The following is a 17,938-nucleotide window of genomic DNA, read 5'->3' as shown; positions in this document are numbered from 1 at the left end:
GGGATCCGGCTCACGCCCGCCGGGCAGTTGCTGGCGGCCCGGGCGGCCGAGATCCTCGGGCGGCTCGACGCCGCCGACGCCGAACTGTCCGCCCACGTCGGGCTGAGCGCCGGGCGGGTGCGCGTGGCCAGCTTCTCGTCCGTGATCGGCTCGCTCATCCCGCGGGCGGTGGCCGCGCTGACCGGCAGGCATCCCGGCCTGCAGATCGGCCTGACCGACACCGAACCGCCCGAGGCACTGGAACTGCTGCGCACCGGCAAGATCGACGTCGCGATCATCTTCCGCTACGACGACACCGAGCCCGAACCGCCGGACGTCCGCCTGCACCACCTGCTCGACGATCCGCTGTACCTGCTGTCCACCCTGCGCGACGCCACCTGGATCGCGGCTGCGACCGGTGCCGCGTCCACCTGCTGTCGCTGTGCGCCGCGGCGGGGTTCGAACCCCGGATCGGCTACACCTCCGACGACATGGTCGTCCTGCAGGCGCTGGTCGTCGCCGGGCTGGGCGTGACCACCAGCCCCGGGCTGGCCCTGCGCGCCCACCGCGCCGAAGGCATCGTGGCGAGCGAGCTGCCCGGGTCGCACCAGCACATCTACGCGGCGACCTACGGCGAACCGCCCGACCCGCCCGCCACCACCGCACTGCTCGCCGCGCTCGCCGAAGCCGCGGCCTCCGTGCCGGGGCGACCTTGAAGCGGACGGCTCAGACCGTGGTGATCTTGGGGCTGCCTTCGAGGTAGGTCACGAGGTTCGCGGGCGAGTACACCATGGCCCGGTGCCGGTCGAGCACGCTGGACGCCAGCGACTCCGACGGCGCGTCCTTCTCGCCGATCGGGCGGTCGGCCGAGCCGAACAGCCGGAAGAACCCGTTGAGGGAGTCGTGCAGCGTCCCCTCCGCGTTCGCACCGGCCGGGCCGCCGAACGCGCCCGGGTCGAAGGCGAGGCCACACCTCTCGGCCCGGCTCGCCAGCCAGCGCAGGGCGATGTCCGACAGGGCGTGCTCCCGGTACCCGCCCCCGACGTCGGAATGGGCTCCGGCGAACCAGACCTGCTCCCGTTCCTGGTTCTGCTCCGCGGGTTTCCGTGACGGCTTCCACACGGCCGGGACGTAGGACTTCCGGTGCTCGTCCACCGCCAGCGCCTGGAAGGCCGACTGCACGGTCGAGGACAGCGTCATGTCGTGGAACTGCCAGCGCCGGTTGAGCCGGTGCAGCCACCGGCCACCGCTCAGCGGGATGCCCAGGGCGCCCACCGTGTCCCACACGCCGAGGAACCGGATGGGCGTCACGTCTTCGTGGGCGTGCTCCTCGCGGAACCGGACGGCGTCCGGGCTGTCCGGCCCGGTCGCCTCGTCGCGGTTCCGGTAGAGCCGGTACGCCTCGCCGATCCGGCCGGCGTGCTCGGGACGCAGGACGCCGCAGTTGCGGATGAAGCCGACGGTGCTGCGCGCGGTGTAGGCGCCGCGGCTGAACCCGAAGAAGAACAGCTCGTCCCCGGGCACGTAGTTCTCGACGACGAACTCGTAGGCCTTCCGCACGTTGGCCGACAGCCCCCAGCCGAACGCTCCGCCGGCGAGGTGCCCCAGCCAGGGCAGGCCGGCGCCGACCCCTTCGTGGTAGCAGGTCAGCTGGCGCACGCCGTCCGCGGCCTCGCCCGGCACGACGTCCCACACCCGGGCGACATTCGTCGGAACCGGCTGCTTGAGCGAGTTCCAGGTCCCGTCGCAGCAGATCACCAAGCGTTTCTTCATCGCGCCTCCCCGGACACGCGTGAGTCGCGTCCGGACGGTCGCCCGTTACGCCGGGAACGCGCTTTCGGGATCGGCCGGCTTCCGGTGATCCTCCGGCGGGCGCGGAACAGTGCGGAGGCGGGCAGTGTTCGCGCGGTCGACAAGCCGGTCGGAGGCGCTGAAAGCGCTGTCTCGCCAGGACCGCACGACGATCTCCCCTGCCGCCGACGGACCGGCCCACCCGAAGGGTGAACCGGTCCGTCATCGCGCGGGTGAGGGTCAGCCGCGGAGGAGGGCGAGAATCTGGTTCAGCAGGGTGACCAGGGCCTGCAGGTTGGTCAGCGGGCCCGGGTCGAGCAGGCCGGCGATCGCGCACAGCAGGTTGCCGAGCAGGTTGCCGGGGCCGGACTGCGCCGTGATGTTCAGGTGGACGCGGTCGAGGTGCACGACCAGGCCGAGCAGGTTGAGGTCGAGCGGCCCGAGCACCAGGTCGAGGATCTGGCACGACGCCGCCGCGACGGCGGCCGGCACGGTCACCGCGCGGGACTCGGTGCCGACCTGCCGGCCCGCGGAGTCGGTCAGGGTCACGTCGGCGACGCCGTTGGCCAGCAGGGTGCTGCCGTCCGCGACGAAGTCCGTCGGGGTGAAGGTGCCGACCGCCGTGCCGGTGCCGCCCGACGCGTCGGTGAACGTGCCGGTGATCGGCGTGGACAGCGCCGGGATGGCCGAGGCCGCCGGGGCCGGGGCCGGGGCGGCGGACGCGGGGCCCGCGCCGGTGAAGAGGGCGACCATCGCGGTCACGAGGATCGCGACGACCGCCGCGATGCCGGTTTTCCGGACTCTCATGGTGAGCTCCTTCCGATGAGGAATGGGACGCTCCAGGGATCCACCAAAACAGCGCCGAGAAACACGATGGGTGAAAAAAACCATCGTGAGCAATCTCAACTGATCGACATGACGTCTCGCCGTATCCGATTCGGAGCCGGCTCGTTTGCGGCACGCGCCCGGGCGCGGATTTTTCCCACTGTAGCATGTTTATCGAGCTTGATCGCGTTCGGACTGTCGCAAAAGAACTGTCCATTCAGAACTACTGTGACAGATCCGAAGAAATGTTCCCACGCCGCCGTTGAACCGAATGCACGACCGCGGTTACCGCCGAATGTCGGCACGTGATCACCCGTGATTCCCGCGTCACCTCCCCGCCGTGTCAGCCGCCGTGTCAGCGCGGTGGCCGCCGGGTGTCAGCCGGGGCGGCGACAGTGGTTCTCGTCCCCACCGACGGGGACCACGAACCAGGAGAACACGATGCAGACCTTCGCCACCCCCGCCCCGATCACCGCCACCCTCGACTTCCCCGCCGGACGCGTCCGGCTGCTCGCCGCCGACCGCGCCGACACCACCGTCGAGGTCCGCCCCGCCGACCCGGGCAAGAGCCGCGACGTCAAGGCCGCCGAGCAGACCACCGTCACCTGCACCGACGGCGTCCTGCGGATCCACACCCCGCAGGGCAGGAACCAGTACTTCGGCCCGTCGGGCTCCATCGAGGTCACCGTCGCGCTGCCCACCGGCTCCCGCGTCGACGCCACCACTGCCGGCAGCGAACTCGAGAGCACCGGCCGCCTCGGCGACGTGAGCTTCACCGGCGCCTACCGCCACATCAAGCTCGCCGAAGCCGCCGGCGTCCACCTGAGCGCGACCGACGGCGACGTCCACATCGCCCGCCTCGACGGCCCGGCCGACATCAGCACCGCCCGCGGCGACATCCACATCGGCGAGGCCGCCGGCGGCACGGTCACGCTGACGACCCAGTCCGGCAGCATCACGGTCGGCGCGGCCCCCGGCGTCTCCGCGTCCCTCGACGCGGGCACGACCTACGGCCGCATCGACAACACCCTCAAGAACAACGGCACCCCCGAGCTCACCATCCGGGCCACCACCTCCCAGGGCGACATCGTCGCCCGCAGCCTCTGAAGGCCGGTGGTGTCAGCGGGACCCGGCGCCGAAGCGGACGAACCCGGCCGACGCCGCCGGCTCGGCCGGGCCGTCCGCCGCCACCTTCTGCTGCGCGGAAGCCGGCGCGCCCGCCGGCGACGTCGTCAAGGGATACGCCGGGCACGACGATGCGGTGTTCTCCCGACGGTTCACTATGCTCGGTGGTCATGCCAGGTCGAGGTCGGGTTCCGGGGGCCACCGGGCCCGTTCTCGGGCGGGCGTTGCGGGTGCTCGGTGCTTTCACCCCCGACCGGCCCGCCTTGAGACTGAGCGAGATCGCGCGCCGGGCCGGGATGCCCGCCGCCACCGCGCACCGCGTGCTGCGGGAGTTCTGCGAGTGGGGTGCGCTCGAGCGGGACGAGTCGGGCACCTACCGCGTGGGGCTGCGGCTGTGGGAGCTCGGGGCGCTCGCGCCGCGCGGGCTGGGGCTGCGTGAGCGCGCCCTGCCGTTCCTCGAAGACCTCTCCCAGATCACCCGCGAGAACGTGCAGCTCGCCGTCCGCGAAGGCGCCGAGGTCGTCTACATCGAGCGGATCGCCGGGACCGGGGCCGTTCCCGTGCTGACGCGCGTCGGCGGGCGGTTCGCGCTCACCGCGACCGGGGTCGGGCTCGTCCTGCTCGCCCACGCGCCCGCCGACGTGCAGGAGGACGTTCTCCGCAACCCGATCGAGCGGTACACCCCCGAGACCGTCACCGATCCGGACCGCCTGCGGCACATGCTGGCCGACGTGCGCACCCACGGCTTCTCCATCAGCGAGCGCCAGGTGACCCTCGACAGCCTGTCCGTCGGCGCGCCGATCCAGGACGCGCGCGGCCAGGTCGTCGCCGCCGTGTCGCTCGTGGTGCGCTACGGCAGCGCTGCGCCGCACGCGCTGGCCCCGCTGGTCATGACCAGCGCCCGCGCGATCTCGCGCGCACTCGGCTGATCTTTCCATCTTATGGAAACGCCCTTCGTGGGCGCCGGGGCGGTCCCGCACGCTGTGAGCCCCGCCACGAGAGGACGAAACCGATGAGCGCCATCCCCCGCGACCAGTGGTACGTCGCCGCGTACGGCTCCGAGATCGGCCAGGACCTGTTCAGCCGCACCATTTGCGGCGAGCCGATCCTGTTCTGGCGGACCCGCGACGGCGGCGTCACCGCGATGGCCGACCGCTGCGTGCACCGCCGGTTCCCGCTGTCGCAGGCGCCGTCCCGGCTCGTCGACGACCAGGTCGTCTGCGGCTACCACGGCTTCACCTACGGCGCCGACGGAAAGTGCGTGTCCGTGCCCGGCCAGCCCCGGGTGCCGCGGACCGCGCGGCTGCACCGGTATCCGCTGGCGGAACAGGACTCCTTCGTCTGGGTGTTCATCGGCGACCCGGAAAAGGCGGACACCGCGAAGATCCCGCGCGCGCCCTACCTCGACTCGCCCGGGTACACGACGGTCGCCGGGATGGAACCGCTGAAGGCGCGGTACTCCCTGCTGGTCGACAACCTGCTGGACCTGTCGCACGAGACCTACCTGCACGGCGGCTACATCGGCACGCCGGAGGTCGCGGAAACGCCGATCACGACCGAGGTCGACGACGAGGCCGGGATCGTCTCCGTGTCCCGGCACATGGCCGACGCGGCGTGCCCGCCCTTCTACGCCAAGTCCACCGGCCTCCAGGGCCGCATCACGCGCTGGCAGGACATCGAGTACACGCCGCCGTGCCTGTACAAGCTGCACAGCCGCATCGCGCCGGTCGGGTCCGTGCCGAACCCGGACGGCAGCGACCCGGACGCCTTCCACGTCGAGGTCGTCTACGCGATCACGCCCGAGACCGAGCACTCGACGCACGACTTCTGGGCGGTGGCCCGGGACTTCGCGCTCGACGACGACGGCGTTTCGGCCTTCCTCGCGGAGAACAACCGCACGGTCGTCCTGCAGGACGTCGAAGCGCTCGACGTCCTCGAGCGGGTGATCGCCGCCGAACCGGACGGCTACCAGGAGCTGTCGATCAACATCGACACCGGCGGCCTCGCCGCCCGCCGGCTGCTGCAGCGGCTGGTCACGCCGTGACCCGGCCGATGCTGACCGGCGACCGCGTCCACCGGATCCACTGGGTGCCCGGCACGGACCGGCTGCGCGCGGTCTGCCACTGCTCGGCCGAGCGCGAGTTCGACGACCCGGTGCTGCTGTGGGAATGGCTCCTGGCGCATCCCGAGGGGCACGAAGCATGACGCTCGAACTGGTGGTGGCGGACAAGGAAGAGATCGCCGACGGTGTCGTCCGGCTGACGCTGCGGGCGCCGGACGGGCGGCCGCTCCCGGCCTGGGAACCGGGTGCGCACGTCGACCTGCTGCTGCCCGGCGACGTCGTCCGGCAGTACTCGCTGTGCGGCAGGCCCGGCGATACGTCGGCGTACCAGGTCGCGGTCCTCCGCGAACCCGGCGGCCGGGGCGGATCGGCGTACGTGCACGACGAACTCGGTGCCGGGCACCGCGTTCTCCTGGACGGGCCGCGCAACCACTTCGCGCTCGTCGACGCGAAACGCTACCTGTTCGTCGCGGGCGGCATCGGCATCACGCCGATCCTGCCGATGATCGGCCGGGTCGCCGAGGCGGGCCGCGAGTGGGAGCTCGTCTACGGCGGCCGGACGCGCTCCTCGATGGCCTTCACCGCCGACCTTCGACGCCACGAGGGCCGCGTGACGATCCGGCCGCAGGACGAACACGGGCTGCTCGACCTGCCCGCGCTGCTGGCCGAGCCGCGACCGGACACCGCGGTGTACTGCTGCGGCCCGGAACCGCTGCTCGCGGCGGTGGAGCAGCACTGCGCCGGCTGGCCCGAGGACGCCCTGCGTGTCGAGCGGTTCGCCCCGGTGCCGGACGACGGCCCGGGGACCGCGTTCGAGGTCGAGCTCGCCGGGTCGGGCCGCGTCCTGGCGGTTCCGGCGGACCGGTCGATCCTCGACGTCGTCGAGGAGTCGGGTGTCCCCGTGCTGTCTTCGTGCCGGGAAGGCACGTGCGGCACGTGCGAAACCGGCGTGCTGGGCGGCACGCCGGACCACCGCGACTCGGTGCTGACCGCGGCGGAACGGCGCGAAGGCGAGGTGATGATGATCTGCGTCTCGCGTTCGTGCTCACCCCGGCTCGTGCTCGACCTCTGAAGATCAGGGCACCACGACCAGCTTCCCGCTGGCCTGGTCGTCCTCCATGTACCGGTGGGCGGCCACGATCTCGTCCAGGCCGAAGACCCGGTCGATGTGCGGCCGGTGGACCCCCGCCTCGACCTCGCCGACGATCCGCTGCAGCACGTCCGCGCGGCCCGTCATGTCCTTGCTGTGGAAGGCCGTCAGCCGCGTGCCGGACGGGATCATCGCCACCGGCTGGAAGTCCGCGATCGACCACCCGCTCAGCGACCCCGCCACGCAGACGGTGCCGCCGCGGCGGACCAGGCTCAGCGAGTCCACCGCCGTGCGCGCGCCGACGAGGTCCAAGACGAAGTCGGGCACCCACGGCAGCTCCAGGGGGCCGGAGTCGAGGACGACGTGGGTGACGCCCGCTGCGGTCAGCGCGCCGGCCTTGTCCGGCCGGCGGGTCGTCGAAGCGATCTCGACGCCGTGGCCCGCGGCGATCGACGCCGCCGCCAGCCCGACCGAGGACGTCCCGCCGCGGATCAGCAGCCGCGTTCCCGGCTCGAGGCCCAGTGCGTCCAGCGCGCCCTGGGCCGTCAGGTACGTCTCGGGCAGCGCGGCCAGGACTTCCCACGGCAACGTCGTCTTGATCGGCATCAGCAGCGCGTTCGGCAGCAACGCGTACTCCGCGTAGCCGCCGTCGAACTCGCGCCCCATCTCGCCCATCACCGCCGCGACGGTCGTCCCCTCCGGCAGCGCGGGATCGGTCGACTCGGCCACGACACCCACGCATTCGATCCCGAGCACCCGCGGGAACCGCACGTCCGGCGAATGGCCCTGCCGGGTCCGCAGCTCCGACCGGTTCAGGCCCGCGCCCCGCACCCGGACCAGGCTCCAGGACTCCCGGACCGCCGGCACCGGCAGCTCACGGACCTCCAGGACCTCCGGGCCACCCGCTCCGACACAGACCGCCGCGCGCATAGTCGTGCTCACGGCGCCACCGTGGCACGGAAAAACACCTTCGGCAACGTACTTTCCGGCCTCAGCGCGCGATCGACGGGAAGAGGAGCGCACTGACCTGGGTCGAGTCCTTCGCGGAGCTCGAGCAGCAACCGGACGGTGCCCAGGGGCGGGAGGCCCGCGGCGCGCCCGCCCCACCAGCGCCCGCCAGCGGTCGTCCAGCTCGTGCACGACCTCGGCGGCCATGTCGTGCTTGTCGCGGAAGTGGAAGTACACGCGCCCTTGGTCATCCGACCCGCTCGGCGAAGAGCCCGGCCGCCGCCGCGAGCACCTGCGCCCGGGTGTGCGCGGACCGTGCCCGCCTCGGCGCGCGGCGGGAAGCATCACTCACGACGGCGGTCCGTTTCCGCGCGGGCCGGGACCTTGCCCGGTAGCGCCAGCGCTACCCGCGATCCGGTAGCCCGCGCTACTGATCTTCGCGCCAGCTCCGGGAACCATTCCGGGTATCGATCCGGACATGAAGGAGTTCTGATGCGCAAGGGTGCAGTGATCTTGACGGTGGCCGGGCTGCTGGGCGGCCTGACCACGGCGGCGGCCGCGAACCCGAAGTCGCCCGTGCAGGAAGGCCTCGACGCGCTGGTGAGCCAGGAGCGGTTCCCGGCGGCACTGGCCTGGGTGGGCCGGGACGGCACCGGCACGTCGCTGGTCGCCGGGTCGGCGCGGCTCGACCGCCGCGTCCCGGTCCCGCGCGACGGCCGGGTCCGGGCGGGCAGCAACACGAAGACCTTCACCGCGGTCGTCGTCCTCCAGCTGGTGGCCGAGGGCAAGGTCGAGCTGGACGCGCCGATCGAGAGGTACCTGCCCGGGCTGGTGCGCGGGGACGGCATCGACGGCAACGCCATCACCGTCCGGCAGCTGCTGCAGCACACCAGCGGCCTGCCGAACTACACCGAATACATCGGCGTGGAGAACTTCGAGGACGTCCAGCACAAGTTCTTCCAGCCGCACGACCTGCTCGCCGCCGCGCTGGCCCATCCGGCGAAGTTCGCGCCCGGCACCAGGTGGGAGTACAGCAACACCAACTACCTGCTGGCCGGCCTGCTGATCGAGCACGTGACGGGGCGTCCGGTGCAGGAGCAGATCACCCGGCGGGTGATCGCGAAGGCGGGCCTGCGCGACACGTACTGGCCGCAGCCGGGCGACGAGACGATCCAGGGGCCGCACCCGCACGGCTACGCGCTCGCGAACAGCACGGGCACCGAGGTCGTCGACGCGACCGAGATGGATCCGTCGTGGGGCGGGGCGGCCGGCCAGCTGATCTCGACACCGAGCGACCTCGCGCAGCTTTCGCGTGCGCTGCTCGGCGGCAAGCTGCTGCCGCCCGCGCAGCTGGCCGAAATGCGCAAGACCGTCGACGCGCCGCTGTTCCCGGGGTGGCAGTACGGCCTCGGCCTGTTCCGCGTCCCGCTGAGCTGCGGCGGCGCCTACTGGGGCCACGGCGGCGACATCGACGGCTACGAAACCCGCGGCGGCGCCACCGAAGACGGCCGTTCGGTCGGGCTCGCGGTCACCGCGCTGCCGGGGACCTTCGGCGACGGGGAGAAGGCGGCGACCGCAGTGCTGTCCACTGTGGACACGGCGTTCTGCCGGTGACGTCCGCTTGAGCCGCCGGTTCCGGGGTAACCGCCCCCCATGACCGAAACCGAGCACGGACCCCTCACCCCCGACGCGCCCCGCCCGCCCGGGACCCCGGAGGTCGACCTCGACGTCGACGTCCCCGAGGTCGAGCGCGAGGAGCCCGGCAACCAGGACGCCGACGAGGACGCCGGTGTGCCCGAGCCGCCGAGCTGATCACCGGATCGAGGGAATTCGCGGCGCGAACGGTGGTCTCCGGGCTGCCCGCGCCCGTCCCGCCGTGCTTGGGTGTTCCCGGGTTGCCGGGGACCGAGGGAGGAAGCTGCGGTGCGGACGTCGCGAGCGGGGTTGGCGGTGGCCGTCTCGGTCCTGGTGGTGGCCACGGCGCCCGCCGCCGCGACCACGCCCGATCCGCTCGCGCCCTACCTGACCCAGCAGGTCGCCTGGGGCGCCTGCCCCTTCAAGGGCGGCAAAGGCCAGTGCGCACGGATCACCGTCCCGCGGGACTGGGCCGCGCCGGCCGCCGGCAAGGACCTGAAGGTGGCGATCAGCCGCGCCGCGGCGGCCGGCGAGCGGCGGGGCGCGATCCTGGTGAACCCGGGCGGGCCCGGCGGCCAGGGCACCTCGCTCGCCGGCGCGCTGGCCGGCCTGGAACCGGCGGTGAACGAGCACTTCGACTTCATCGGGATGGACCCGCGCGGCACCGGCCAGGAGGGCGGCGACGACGCGGGCTTCGTCTGCCGGGTGCCGACCGGGCGGCTCCCGGTCGAGGACCTCCTCGACGCACGTGACCGGTCGGCCGCCAGCATCGCGCTGCACCAGCGGACGCCGCGCGCGGTGGCCGAGGCCTGCCAGAGCGACGCGCTCGCGCCCTTCGTCACCACCTGGCAGACCGCGCACGACATGGACCTGATCCGCGCGCTGCTGGGCGACGGGAAGCTGAACTACCTCGGCTACTCCTACGGCACCTGGCTCGGCGCGAAGTACGCGTCGCTCTTCCCCGAGCACGCGGGCCGGATCGTCCTCGACTCCAGCGTCGACTTCGAAGGCCGGCTGCAGTCCGCCTTCGAGGCGTTCCCGAAGATCGACCAGCGCCAGTTCGACCGCGTCTACGCGCCGTGGCTGGCCCGCCGGTTCCCGGACCAGCTGGGCAAGACGGCCGCGGAGGTCAAGCAGAACCGGGAGCGGGTCCGCGCCTACTTCCGGACCCAGGGCGTGTCGCCGGACGTCTTCGACCACGTCTTCGTCGGCAACGGCAGCACGAAGCAGTGGCTGGTCGGCGCGCTGATCCTGACCAAGGGCCTGGCCGCGCTCGACGGCACGGCCCCGCCTTCGCCCGCCGACCTCGACCGCGTCGCGCGCACGGCGTTCGGCCGCCCGGCGGCGCAGCTGACGGCCGCGGACGTGGCCCCGCCCGAGCCCGACTACGCCGACGTGGGCGGCACCCGCCTGGCCGTGGCGTGCGGCGACCAGCCGACACGCGCGGCCACCTGGTACAAGCTGCTCAGCGACCTCCAGGGTCCGCAGTACCCGCTGTTCGGCTGGGCGTACGGGCTCAGCGAGCCGTGCGGCTACTGGTCCGACCCGCCCCGGCACCCGCTGCCCCGGCTGTCCCCGGCCGCGGCGAAGAACGTGCTCGTCGTCCAGGGCGAGTTCGACCCGCAGACCGGTTACGAACAGGCCGAGTCGGCCGCGCGGGCGGCCGGGATCCCGATGGTTTCGGTCGCGGATTCGCCGTTCCACGGCCAGTACGCGGTCAGCGGCAATTCCTGTGTGGACGAACTGGTGAGCGGCTACTTCCTCGGCGCCGCCCGGCCCGCCGCCACCATCTGCCCCGGGGTCCCGCTGCCCGGGGAGAAGCAGGTCTTCCCGGTACCGGGCCCGGCGGGCGACGCGACCGCGCAGCCGGCGCCGGAGCCCGAGCCGCGGGACGCGCTTTCGTCCGTGCGGCAACGGCTCCAGGACGAGATCAGCGCGGTCAACCGCGGCTAGCGGAGGTGCGGAGCGCCCCAATGTGGCGTTGGGTGCGTCCCACGCACCGAACGCCACATTGGGTGCGTCCCACGCACCGAACGCCACATTGGGGCGCTCGGGCCGAGCCGAGCCCGGCCATGCCGAGCCGGGCCGAACCGGCCAAGCCGAGTCGGGCCGAGCCCGGCCATGCCGAGCCGGGGCGGGGCGGGGCGGGGCGGGGCGGGGCGGGGCGGGGAACGGCTAGCTCGAGTACGCGCCCGTGTCGAGGTCCTCGATCAGCGTCCGCCCGGTCGGGGTCCAGCCGAGGAGTTCGCGCGTGCCGGTGCTCGTCGCCGCCAAGTCCATCGCGAAGAACATGCCGATCCAGCCGAAGTGGTCCTGGACGTCACCCGCCGGGACCGACGCGACCGGCAGGTCGAACGCGCGGCCGATCGCCTCCGCGATCTCGCGCGTCGGCACGCCCTCCTCGGCGACCGCGTGCAGGCGGCTGCCCGCCGGCGCCTTCTCGAGGCCCAGGACGACCATGCGCGCCGCGTCGGTCACGTGCACCGCGGCCCAGCGGTTCGTGCCGTCGCCGGGGTAGCCGGACACGCCCTTCTCCCGGGCGATCGCCGACAGGTGCGCGATGAACCCGTGGTCGCCGGTGCCGTGCACGGTCGGCGAGAACCGCAGGCTCACCGAGTGGACGCCGCGGCCGACGAACTCGAGCGCGAGGTTCTCGGTGCCCCCGCGCGGCGAGTCCGGGCCGTGGAACGGGGACGCGTCGGCTTCGGTGGCCGGCCGGCCCTGCGTCAGGCCGGCGACCCCCGACGCCAGCAGGAACGGGCGGCCGCTGCCCGCGAGCGCGTCGCCGATGGTCTGGACGGCGGCCCGCTCGGCCGCGTTCGACGCCGCCTGGTCGGCGAAGTCGTGCTTGTTCGCCAGGTGGATGACCGCTTCGGCCGCCTCGGCGCCGGCGCGGATGCCGTCGAGGTCGTCGAGGTCGCCGCGCCGGACCTCGACACCCTTCGCCTCGAGCTTCGCGGCGGACGCGGCCGACCTGGCCAGCCCGGTGACCTCGTGGCCGGCGGCGAGCAGCTCGCCGACGACGGCGGTGCCGATCCAGCCGGAGGCTCCGGTGACGAATACGCGCATGGCGTGAACTCCTTCGAGAGATCTGTGCTGCCAAGACCGATGTCAGTGACCGACGTCAGTCGCTGACATACGCACCCTACGCCTTTATGTCAGTCGCTGCCATCACTAGAGTCGGGAGCATGGTGCGCTGGGAACCGGGGACCGCGGAGCGGCTGCAGAGGGCCGCGCTCGAGCTGTTCGCCACCCGCGGGTACGAGCAGACGACCGCCGCGGAGATCGCGCAGGCCGTCGGCCTGACCGAACGCACCTTCTTCCGCCACTTCAGCGACAAGCGCGAGGTGCTCTTCCAGGGTCAGGAGCTGCTGGTCCAGGCGTTCCTCGACGGCATCGACGCCGCCCCGCCGGAAGCGTCACCGCTCGAGATCGTCGCCTCCGCACTGGCGTCGGCGGCGTCGTTCTTCCCGGACGAGCGCCGCCCGCACTCCCGCACCCGGCAGTCCGTCATCGACCGCAACCCCGCGCTGCAGGAACGGGAGCAGCACAAGCTGACCACCCTGGCCACGACAGTCGCTGACGCCCTGCGCGCCCGGGGCGTCGACGAACTCGCGGCCACGCTGGCGGCGGAGTCGGGCGCCACCGTGTTCGGGATCGCGTTCACGCGGTGGCTGCGCGAGGAGAGGTCACTAGCTGACATCGCGGCCGACGTGCTGGCCGAGCTGCTGCTGCTGGCCGAAGAAGCCGCTCAGGCCTTGCGCCCCACGAGGTGAAAGACGCGGCTGAGCCGGCGGTAGGGGTCTCGCCGGCCGGCTTCGAACTCGACGGCCGCCACGCGTTCCGCGTCGGCCGGGTCCACTTCGGCGCCGCCGAACCCGAGCCAGTCGACGAACAGCCACACCCCGTACCACCGCACGGGTTCCACGCCCCGGCGCCGGATCAGCTCGCCGAGCTCCTCCACCGTGTCGGCGCGGGTCGGAACGCCCAGCACGCCGATCTCGCTGCGGGAGTCGAACGCCGCCAGCGCGTCCTCCCACCGCTGCTCCAGGGCCGGGCGCACCGCCATCGCGTGGGCATTGCCCGCCATGATCGAGACCACGCCCCCGGCGGTGGCGCACCGGCACAGCTGGTCGATCACCGGCTCCGGCCGCTCGAGGTACCCGAGGACGCCGTGGCACAGGACGGCGTCGAAACGCCGCCCGCCGACGGCCTCCTCGGCGTGCTCACCGTCGGCTTGCACGAACGTCACGCGCTCGGAAGCCAGCCGCTGTCGCGCCTTGTCCAGCATCGCGGGGGACGAGTCCAGCAAGGTCACGTCGTAACCGGCCCGGGCCAGCGGAAAGGACTGGTGGCCCGCGCCGCCGCCGACGTCGAGCACGGTCGCCGGCGGTGGCGGGAGGTGCTCCAGCAGCTGCCGGTGCAGCACGTAGGTGCGCACCCGGCCCTTCACCGACGCGTAGGCGTCGTCGGCGAACTGGCCGGCCAGCGCGGACCACGTGTCGTCACCCACACGGGGCAAGGTACCGGCCGAGGCGTGGTGACTCGGGGTGGCGCGCGGGGTACTGTCGGCCTCGCTGCGGTTGAGCAGAGCAGCCGCCCCCTGGAACCCATTCGCCGAGCGTGCAGCACGCCGGCCGGGACGGCGGGCTCGACCCGCCTCACCGAGGTGAGGACGCCATGCACGACACCATCACCCGTCCAGGCGTCGCCTTCCTGCTGGAAGCGCCGCCCCGGATCGCCATCACCACGACGGCCGAGCGCACGGTCGTGGCCGTCTCGGGCGAGCTCGACCTGGCGGTCACCGGCCGTCTCGCGGCCCGGCTCGGCGAGGAAATCGACCTCGCGCCGCGCGCGCTGGTCATCGACCTGACCCACCTCGCGTTCTGCTCGGCCCGCGGGTTGAGCGTGGTGCTGGACGCGACGGCCGCGGCCCGCGCGGCGGGGGTCCCGGTGGCCGTCGTCGCCGACGGTCGGGCGGTGCTGCGCCCGGTCGAAGCACTGGGACTCGAGGACGTGCTGCCGCTGCACCGCACGCTCGCCGACGCGGAGGACCGGCTCGCCGTGCACACCGAGGAGCACCATGACCAGTGAGCAGGAATGGCAGCACGACAAGGAGAACTTCGTCTCCGGTGCCCCCCGGCCCGGCCCGCTGGCCGGGGAGTTCGCCCGGCTGACCGGCCGGCTGCTCACCGCCCCCACCGTCGAAGACGTCCTGGAGCGCGTCCTCGAGGCCACCACGCTCATGGTTCCCTCCGCCGACCTGGCCAGCTTCACGCTGATCGACGCCGACGGGCAGTTCCACACGCCCGCGGAGACCGACGAGGTCGCCGTCGAGCTGGACCTGCTGCAGTACCGGTTCCGGGAAGGGCCGTGCGTCGAGGCCGCCGAGCCGGCCGGCCCCGCCGTGGCGATCGCGCCGAACCTCGCCGGCGATCCCCGCTGGCCGCAGTGGGGGCCGGCCGCGGCCGCACTCGGGGTGGGCGCCGTCCTGTCCACCGCGCTCATCCCCGGCGCGCCGACCGGCCGGTCCGTCGGCGCGCTCAACGTCTACTCGCGCTCCCCCGGCGGACTGGACGAAGCCGACCGCGACGTGCTGTTGCTGCTGGCCACCCACGCGTCACTGGCCATCGCGGCCACCGACGCCGTGACGCGCAGCCAGCTGCAGGCCGCGCACCTGCGCCGGGCGATCGAGGGCCGGGACGTGATCGGCCAGGCCAAGGGCATCATCATGGCCCGCCGGGGCGTCTCGGCGGCGGAGGCGTTCGACGTCCTGCGGCGCACCTCCCAGGACCTCAACGTCAAGCTGGCCGAGCTGGCCAGGACCCTGGCCGAACGGCACGCCGAGATCGACCTGCCCGCCGGCTGACGTCATCACATCGACGACTTCCCTCTTGTCATCGTTCGGACGACATGTTAGAACAGTGGTGCGTGTTGACGCCCCGATCGTCGAACAGGAGGACACCGATGTTGATGCGCACCGACCCGTTCCGTGAGCTCGACCGCTTCGCCCAGCAGGTCTTCGGCAGCCCCGGAACCTGGTCCAAGCCGGCCGCGATGCCCATGGACGCCTACCGCGCCGGCGACGAGTTCGTCGTCTGCTTCGACCTGCCCGGCGTCACCAAGGACGCCATCGAGCTCGACCTCGAGCGCAACGTCCTGACCGTCAAGGCCGAACGACGGCCCCGTCCCGGCGGTGACGACGTGCAGATGCAGGTCTCCGAGCGCCCCCTCGGCGTCTTCTCGCGCCAGCTGTTCCTCGGCGACACCCTGGACACCGACCACATCGCGGCCGACTACGAGGCCGGCGTGCTGACCCTGCGCATCCCGGTCGCCGAAAAGGCCAAGCCGCGCCGCATCGAGATCGCCGGCGCGGAGTCCGACCGGAAGCAGATCAAGGCCTGACGCGCCCGTTCCGCGGCGGCCCGGCTCCGGCCGGCCCGCCGCGGGCCGCCTCCGAGGAACGCAAGCGATGAACGACCCGGCCCAGGCCGCGGCGGAGAAGATCTTCGCCGCGGCCGCCGAACTCGGCACCACCCGCCAGGAAGCGATCCTGGTCACCCGCGCGGTCCACGCGGTCAAGAACGGCCGCCCGACCGACGTCGCGCTCACCGACTCCGGCCCGCACCGGCGGCGCCGGCTCGCCCACGTCGTCGGCTGCGCGCTGTGGGACCCGGCCCTCGACGCGGACGCCGTGGTCGCCGCGGTCACCGGCGCCGCCCGCCGCCCCCGCGCGGAAACCGCCGCAGGCCCGGCGGCCTGAGCACCCGCCACGACCGTCCACAGTGGAGCGAGTCCTTCACACCCCCGGCTGCCGCCGGATCCCGGCGCCGGCGCCGGCGTCGTCGACCGTCGGGTGCGGGGCGAACGCCTCGTCCAGCCGGCTGAGCCGCACCGGCTACCGGTCGGTGACCACCGCGAGCGGCACGCCGCCGTCCGCCGTCGCCGCGACGAGCTCGGCCGGCACCTGCAGACCCGGCGAGCCGCAGAACCCGACCCCGCCAGGTCGACGACGAGCCCCCGGCCCGGTCCCGCAGCACCGGCGCCGACTTCAAGCGGCCCGCATCGTTTTGCCATCGATTCGCCGGGTAACCGGGACCGGAACGCACCAGGAAGGAGACGTCCACGATGAGCACCGTGACCGAGACCGTTGACGTCGAGACCGATGTCAGCACCGCGTACCACCAGTGGACCCAGTTCGAATCCTTCCCGCACTTCATGGAAGGCGTCGACGAAATCCGCCAGCTCGACGACACGCACACGCGCTGGAAGATCAGCGTCGGCGGCACCACCCGCGAGTTCGACGCCACGATCACCGAGCAGCACCCCGACGAACGCGTCGCGTGGAAGTCGGACTCCGGCCCGGACCACGCCGGCGTCGTGACGTTCCACCGCCTCGACGACCGGCACACGCGCGTCACCGCGCAGCTGGACATCGACCCGGAGGGCTTCGTCGAGAACGTCGCCGACAAGCTCGGCGTCCTCGACCGGCGGGTCAAGGCCGACCTGGGCCGCTTCAAGACCTTCATCGAGGAGCGCGGCGGCCGCGAAACCGGCGCGTGGCGAGGCGATGTCGAGCGGCCCGGAAACTGAGCGGCCCGCACCCGGCGGGTCCATGATGGGGAGATGAACCAGCCGGTCACCGCCCCCGCCGTCACCTGGACGGCGGGGGCGGTCGCCCGGATGCTCGGCCTCCCGCCGTCCACGCTCCGCGCGTGGCACCGGCGCTACGGCCTCCCGCTGTCGACGCCGCAGACCGGCAGCCACCGCCGCTACGGACGCGCCGACGTCGACGCCCTGCTCCGCATGAAGCACCTGATCGAACAGGGGCTCGGCGCGGAGACCGCGGCCGCGCGCGCGTTCCACGCCGGCGGCACCGACGTCGCGACGCTGCTGACCGCGGTCCGCGACCTGAAGATCGACACCGCGACCGCTCTCCTGGAAGCGCACCTCGTCGACCACGACGTCGTGAGCACCTGGGAGCGCCTCTGCCGGCCCGCCTTGGCCGCCCTGTGCGGCCCCGGCGCCGACCGCTGCGTCGACCTCGTGCACGGGCTCTCGTGGGCCGTCGCCGCGGCCCTGCACCGCATCCCCGCCCCGCGCAGCGCCGCCCCGCCGGTGCTGCTGGCCTGCGCCGACGGGGAACGGCACACCCTGCCGCTGGAAGCGCTGCGCGTGGCACTGGCCGAACACAGCCGCGCCGCCCTGTTCCTGGGCGGGTCCATTCCGGACACCGCGCTGCGCGACGCCGTCGCCCGCACGCACGCCGAGGCGGTCGTCCTGTGGAGCAGCCGCCCGGCAGCTCCCCCACGCCGGCTCCGCGTGCCCCGGCTCGTCCTCGCCGGGCCGGGCTGGCCCCACCGGACCGGGCCCGCCGCACGCCCGGCGACGCTCGGCGAGGCCGTCGCGCTGCTGACCGCCGGCTGACCACCTGCGACGGCGCGCCGCACCGGGGTCGGGCATCCTGGGACCCGCTGTGTCCA

General features: G+C 73.1%; 23 protein-coding genes. 17 read left to right on the top strand and 6 right to left on the bottom strand.

The genetic code is table 11. The features are described from left to right. Nucleotides 1-27: 27 nt before the first annotated feature. The gene (locus QRX60_RS22965; protein ID WP_286002827.1) at nt 28-513 is read left to right on the top strand and encodes a LysR substrate-binding domain-containing protein; all 486 of its coding nucleotides are present in this window, start codon (nt 28-30) and stop codon (nt 511-513) included. Next, a complete protein-coding gene (locus QRX60_RS22960; RefSeq protein ID WP_286003673.1) occupies nt 411-695 on the top strand; it encodes a LysR substrate-binding domain-containing protein in 285 nt (94 codons plus the stop codon). The genes QRX60_RS22965 and QRX60_RS22960 overlap by 103 nt, the downstream gene beginning before the upstream one ends. A gap of 10 nt (nt 696-705) precedes the next feature. Here the strand turns inward: QRX60_RS22960 and QRX60_RS22955 are convergent, their stop codons facing one another. Together QRX60_RS22955 and QRX60_RS22950 are read right to left on the bottom strand one after the other, a co-directional pair. After that, a complete protein-coding gene (locus tag QRX60_RS22955) occupies nt 706-1,752 on the bottom strand; it encodes a DUF2235 domain-containing protein (RefSeq protein WP_286002826.1) in 1,047 nt (348 codons plus the stop codon). A gap of 258 nt (nt 1,753-2,010) precedes the next feature. Then, nucleotides 2,011-2,577, bottom strand: coding sequence for a hypothetical protein (locus tag QRX60_RS22950; RefSeq protein ID WP_286002825.1), 567 nt, complete (start codon nt 2,575-2,577; stop codon nt 2,011-2,013). Between the two features lie 459 nt (nt 2,578-3,036). Between QRX60_RS22950 and QRX60_RS22945 the strand changes: the two genes are divergently transcribed. After that, nucleotides 3,037-3,702 carry a DUF4097 family beta strand repeat-containing protein gene (locus QRX60_RS22945; protein ID WP_286002824.1) on the top strand — a complete coding sequence of 222 codons (666 nt, stop codon included), beginning with the start codon at nt 3,037-3,039 and terminating at the stop codon, nt 3,700-3,702. A 12-nt stretch (nt 3,703-3,714) separates the two neighbouring features. On the opposite strand, the gene QRX60_RS22940 is transcribed toward QRX60_RS22945, so the two are convergent. After that, the gene (locus QRX60_RS22940; protein WP_286002823.1) at nt 3,715-3,876 is read right to left on the bottom strand and encodes a hypothetical protein; all 162 of its coding nucleotides are present in this window, start codon (nt 3,874-3,876) and stop codon (nt 3,715-3,717) included. Nucleotides 3,877-3,890: 14 nt separating this feature from the next. On the opposite strand from QRX60_RS22940, the gene QRX60_RS22935 reads away from it, so the two are divergent. From QRX60_RS22935 to QRX60_RS22920, 4 genes are all read left to right on the top strand, one after another. Further along, nucleotides 3,891-4,649, top strand: a complete 759-nt coding sequence (locus tag QRX60_RS22935) for an IclR family transcriptional regulator (RefSeq protein ID WP_286002822.1) — start codon at nt 3,891-3,893, stop codon at nt 4,647-4,649. An 83-nt stretch (nt 4,650-4,732) separates the two neighbouring features. After that, nucleotides 4,733-5,764, top strand: coding sequence for an aromatic ring-hydroxylating dioxygenase subunit alpha (locus tag QRX60_RS22930; RefSeq protein WP_286002821.1), 1,032 nt, complete (start codon nt 4,733-4,735; stop codon nt 5,762-5,764). Further along, complete coding sequence (locus tag QRX60_RS22925; RefSeq protein ID WP_286002820.1) at nt 5,761-5,925, top strand: hypothetical protein; 165 nt, start codon at nt 5,761-5,763, stop codon at nt 5,923-5,925. Before QRX60_RS22930 ends, QRX60_RS22925 begins: the two co-directional genes overlap by 4 nt. Continuing rightward, a complete protein-coding gene (locus tag QRX60_RS22920; RefSeq protein WP_286002819.1) occupies nt 5,922-6,854 on the top strand; it encodes a PDR/VanB family oxidoreductase in 933 nt (310 codons plus the stop codon). The genes QRX60_RS22925 and QRX60_RS22920 overlap by 4 nt, the downstream gene beginning before the upstream one ends. A 3-nt stretch (nt 6,855-6,857) precedes the next feature. Here QRX60_RS22920 and QRX60_RS22915 read toward each other — a convergent pair whose 3' ends face one another. Continuing rightward, the gene (locus tag QRX60_RS22915) at nt 6,858-7,814 is read right to left on the bottom strand and encodes a zinc-binding dehydrogenase (protein WP_286002818.1); all 957 of its coding nucleotides are present in this window, start codon (nt 7,812-7,814) and stop codon (nt 6,858-6,860) included. 498 nt (nt 7,815-8,312) lie between these two features. Between QRX60_RS22915 and QRX60_RS22910 the strand changes: the two genes are divergently transcribed. The 3 genes from QRX60_RS22910 (at nt 8,313) to QRX60_RS22900 (ending at nt 11,408) form a co-directional block, all read left to right on the top strand. Next, nucleotides 8,313-9,434, top strand: a complete 1,122-nt coding sequence (locus QRX60_RS22910; RefSeq protein WP_286002817.1) for a serine hydrolase domain-containing protein — start codon at nt 8,313-8,315, stop codon at nt 9,432-9,434. A 39-nt stretch (nt 9,435-9,473) separates the two neighbouring features. Then, nucleotides 9,474-9,632, top strand: coding sequence for a hypothetical protein (locus tag QRX60_RS22905; protein WP_286002816.1), 159 nt, complete (start codon nt 9,474-9,476; stop codon nt 9,630-9,632). A 111-nt stretch (nt 9,633-9,743) separates the two neighbouring features. Further along, nucleotides 9,744-11,408, top strand: coding sequence for an alpha/beta hydrolase (locus QRX60_RS22900; RefSeq protein ID WP_286002815.1), 1,665 nt, complete (start codon nt 9,744-9,746; stop codon nt 11,406-11,408). A gap of 222 nt (nt 11,409-11,630) precedes the next feature. On the opposite strand, the gene QRX60_RS22895 is transcribed toward QRX60_RS22900, so the two are convergent. After that, entirely contained in the window at nt 11,631-12,524 is an 894-nt protein-coding gene (locus tag QRX60_RS22895; RefSeq protein ID WP_286002814.1) for an SDR family oxidoreductase, read from the bottom strand. A gap of 119 nt (nt 12,525-12,643) precedes the next feature. Between QRX60_RS22895 and QRX60_RS22890 the strand changes: the two genes are divergently transcribed. Further along, a complete protein-coding gene (locus tag QRX60_RS22890) occupies nt 12,644-13,231 on the top strand; it encodes a TetR/AcrR family transcriptional regulator (protein WP_286002813.1) in 588 nt (195 codons plus the stop codon). On the opposite strand, the gene QRX60_RS22885 is transcribed toward QRX60_RS22890, so the two are convergent. Further along, a complete protein-coding gene (locus tag QRX60_RS22885; RefSeq protein WP_286002812.1) occupies nt 13,207-13,968 on the bottom strand; it encodes a methyltransferase in 762 nt (253 codons plus the stop codon). The two genes, QRX60_RS22890 and QRX60_RS22885, sit on opposite strands and share 25 nt — an antisense overlap. A 167-nt stretch (nt 13,969-14,135) precedes the next feature. Here QRX60_RS22885 and QRX60_RS22880 point away from each other — a divergent pair, with 167 nt between their 5' ends. The 6 genes from QRX60_RS22880 (at nt 14,136) to QRX60_RS22855 (ending at nt 17,882) form a co-directional block, all read left to right on the top strand. Next, nucleotides 14,136-14,549 carry an STAS domain-containing protein gene (locus QRX60_RS22880; RefSeq protein ID WP_286002811.1) on the top strand — a complete coding sequence of 138 codons (414 nt, stop codon included), beginning with the start codon at nt 14,136-14,138 and terminating at the stop codon, nt 14,547-14,549. After that, nucleotides 14,539-15,324, top strand: coding sequence for a GAF and ANTAR domain-containing protein (locus tag QRX60_RS22875; RefSeq protein WP_286002810.1), 786 nt, complete (start codon nt 14,539-14,541; stop codon nt 15,322-15,324). Before QRX60_RS22880 ends, QRX60_RS22875 begins: the two co-directional genes overlap by 11 nt. Nucleotides 15,325-15,422: 98 nt before the next feature. Then, a complete protein-coding gene (locus QRX60_RS22870; RefSeq protein ID WP_286002809.1) occupies nt 15,423-15,860 on the top strand; it encodes an Hsp20/alpha crystallin family protein in 438 nt (145 codons plus the stop codon). Between the two features lie 67 nt (nt 15,861-15,927). Then, entirely contained in the window at nt 15,928-16,218 is a 291-nt protein-coding gene (locus QRX60_RS22865; RefSeq protein WP_286002808.1) for a hypothetical protein, read from the top strand. A 365-nt stretch (nt 16,219-16,583) separates the two neighbouring features. Further along, a complete protein-coding gene (locus tag QRX60_RS22860) occupies nt 16,584-17,048 on the top strand; it encodes an SRPBCC family protein (protein ID WP_286002807.1) in 465 nt (154 codons plus the stop codon). 33 nt (nt 17,049-17,081) lie between these two features. Beyond that, entirely contained in the window at nt 17,082-17,882 is an 801-nt protein-coding gene (locus QRX60_RS22855) for a MerR family transcriptional regulator (protein WP_286002806.1), read from the top strand. The last annotated feature ends 56 nt before the right edge of the window (nt 17,883-17,938 follow it).

It is taken from the genome of Amycolatopsis mongoliensis, from assembly GCF_030285665.1.
GTDB lineage: Bacteria > Actinomycetota > Actinomycetes > Mycobacteriales > Pseudonocardiaceae > Amycolatopsis > Amycolatopsis mongoliensis.
Note: the sequence above shows the minus strand (reverse complement) of the source record. Positions and strands in the feature narration are given on the sequence as shown.

Coding starts and splice junctions, on each gene's coding strand:
- QRX60_RS22955 (WP_286002826.1), bottom strand. CDS start 1,752: ATGAAGAAACGCTTGGTGATCTGCTGCGACGGGACCTGGAACTCGCTC.
- QRX60_RS22950 (WP_286002825.1), bottom strand. CDS start 2,577: ATGAGAGTCCGGAAAACCGGCATCGCGGCGGTCGTCGCGATCCTCGTG.
- QRX60_RS22945 (WP_286002824.1), top strand. CDS start 3,037: ATGCAGACCTTCGCCACCCCCGCCCCGATCACCGCCACCCTCGACTTC.
- QRX60_RS22935 (WP_286002822.1), top strand. CDS start 3,891: ATGCCAGGTCGAGGTCGGGTTCCGGGGGCCACCGGGCCCGTTCTCGGG.
- QRX60_RS22930 (WP_286002821.1), top strand. CDS start 4,733: ATGAGCGCCATCCCCCGCGACCAGTGGTACGTCGCCGCGTACGGCTCC.
- QRX60_RS22920 (WP_286002819.1), top strand. CDS start 5,922: ATGACGCTCGAACTGGTGGTGGCGGACAAGGAAGAGATCGCCGACGGT.
- QRX60_RS22910 (WP_286002817.1), top strand. CDS start 8,313: ATGCGCAAGGGTGCAGTGATCTTGACGGTGGCCGGGCTGCTGGGCGGC.
- QRX60_RS22905 (WP_286002816.1), top strand. CDS start 9,474: ATGACCGAAACCGAGCACGGACCCCTCACCCCCGACGCGCCCCGCCCG.
- QRX60_RS22895 (WP_286002814.1), bottom strand. CDS start 12,524: ATGCGCGTATTCGTCACCGGAGCCTCCGGCTGGATCGGCACCGCCGTC.
- QRX60_RS22890 (WP_286002813.1), top strand. CDS start 12,644: ATGGTGCGCTGGGAACCGGGGACCGCGGAGCGGCTGCAGAGGGCCGCG.
- QRX60_RS22880 (WP_286002811.1), top strand. CDS start 14,136: ATGCACGACACCATCACCCGTCCAGGCGTCGCCTTCCTGCTGGAAGCG.
- QRX60_RS22875 (WP_286002810.1), top strand. CDS start 14,539: ATGACCAGTGAGCAGGAATGGCAGCACGACAAGGAGAACTTCGTCTCC.
- QRX60_RS22870 (WP_286002809.1), top strand. CDS start 15,423: ATGTTGATGCGCACCGACCCGTTCCGTGAGCTCGACCGCTTCGCCCAG.
- QRX60_RS22865 (WP_286002808.1), top strand. CDS start 15,928: ATGAACGACCCGGCCCAGGCCGCGGCGGAGAAGATCTTCGCCGCGGCC.
- QRX60_RS22860 (WP_286002807.1), top strand. CDS start 16,584: ATGAGCACCGTGACCGAGACCGTTGACGTCGAGACCGATGTCAGCACC.
- QRX60_RS22855 (WP_286002806.1), top strand. CDS start 17,082: ATGAACCAGCCGGTCACCGCCCCCGCCGTCACCTGGACGGCGGGGGCG.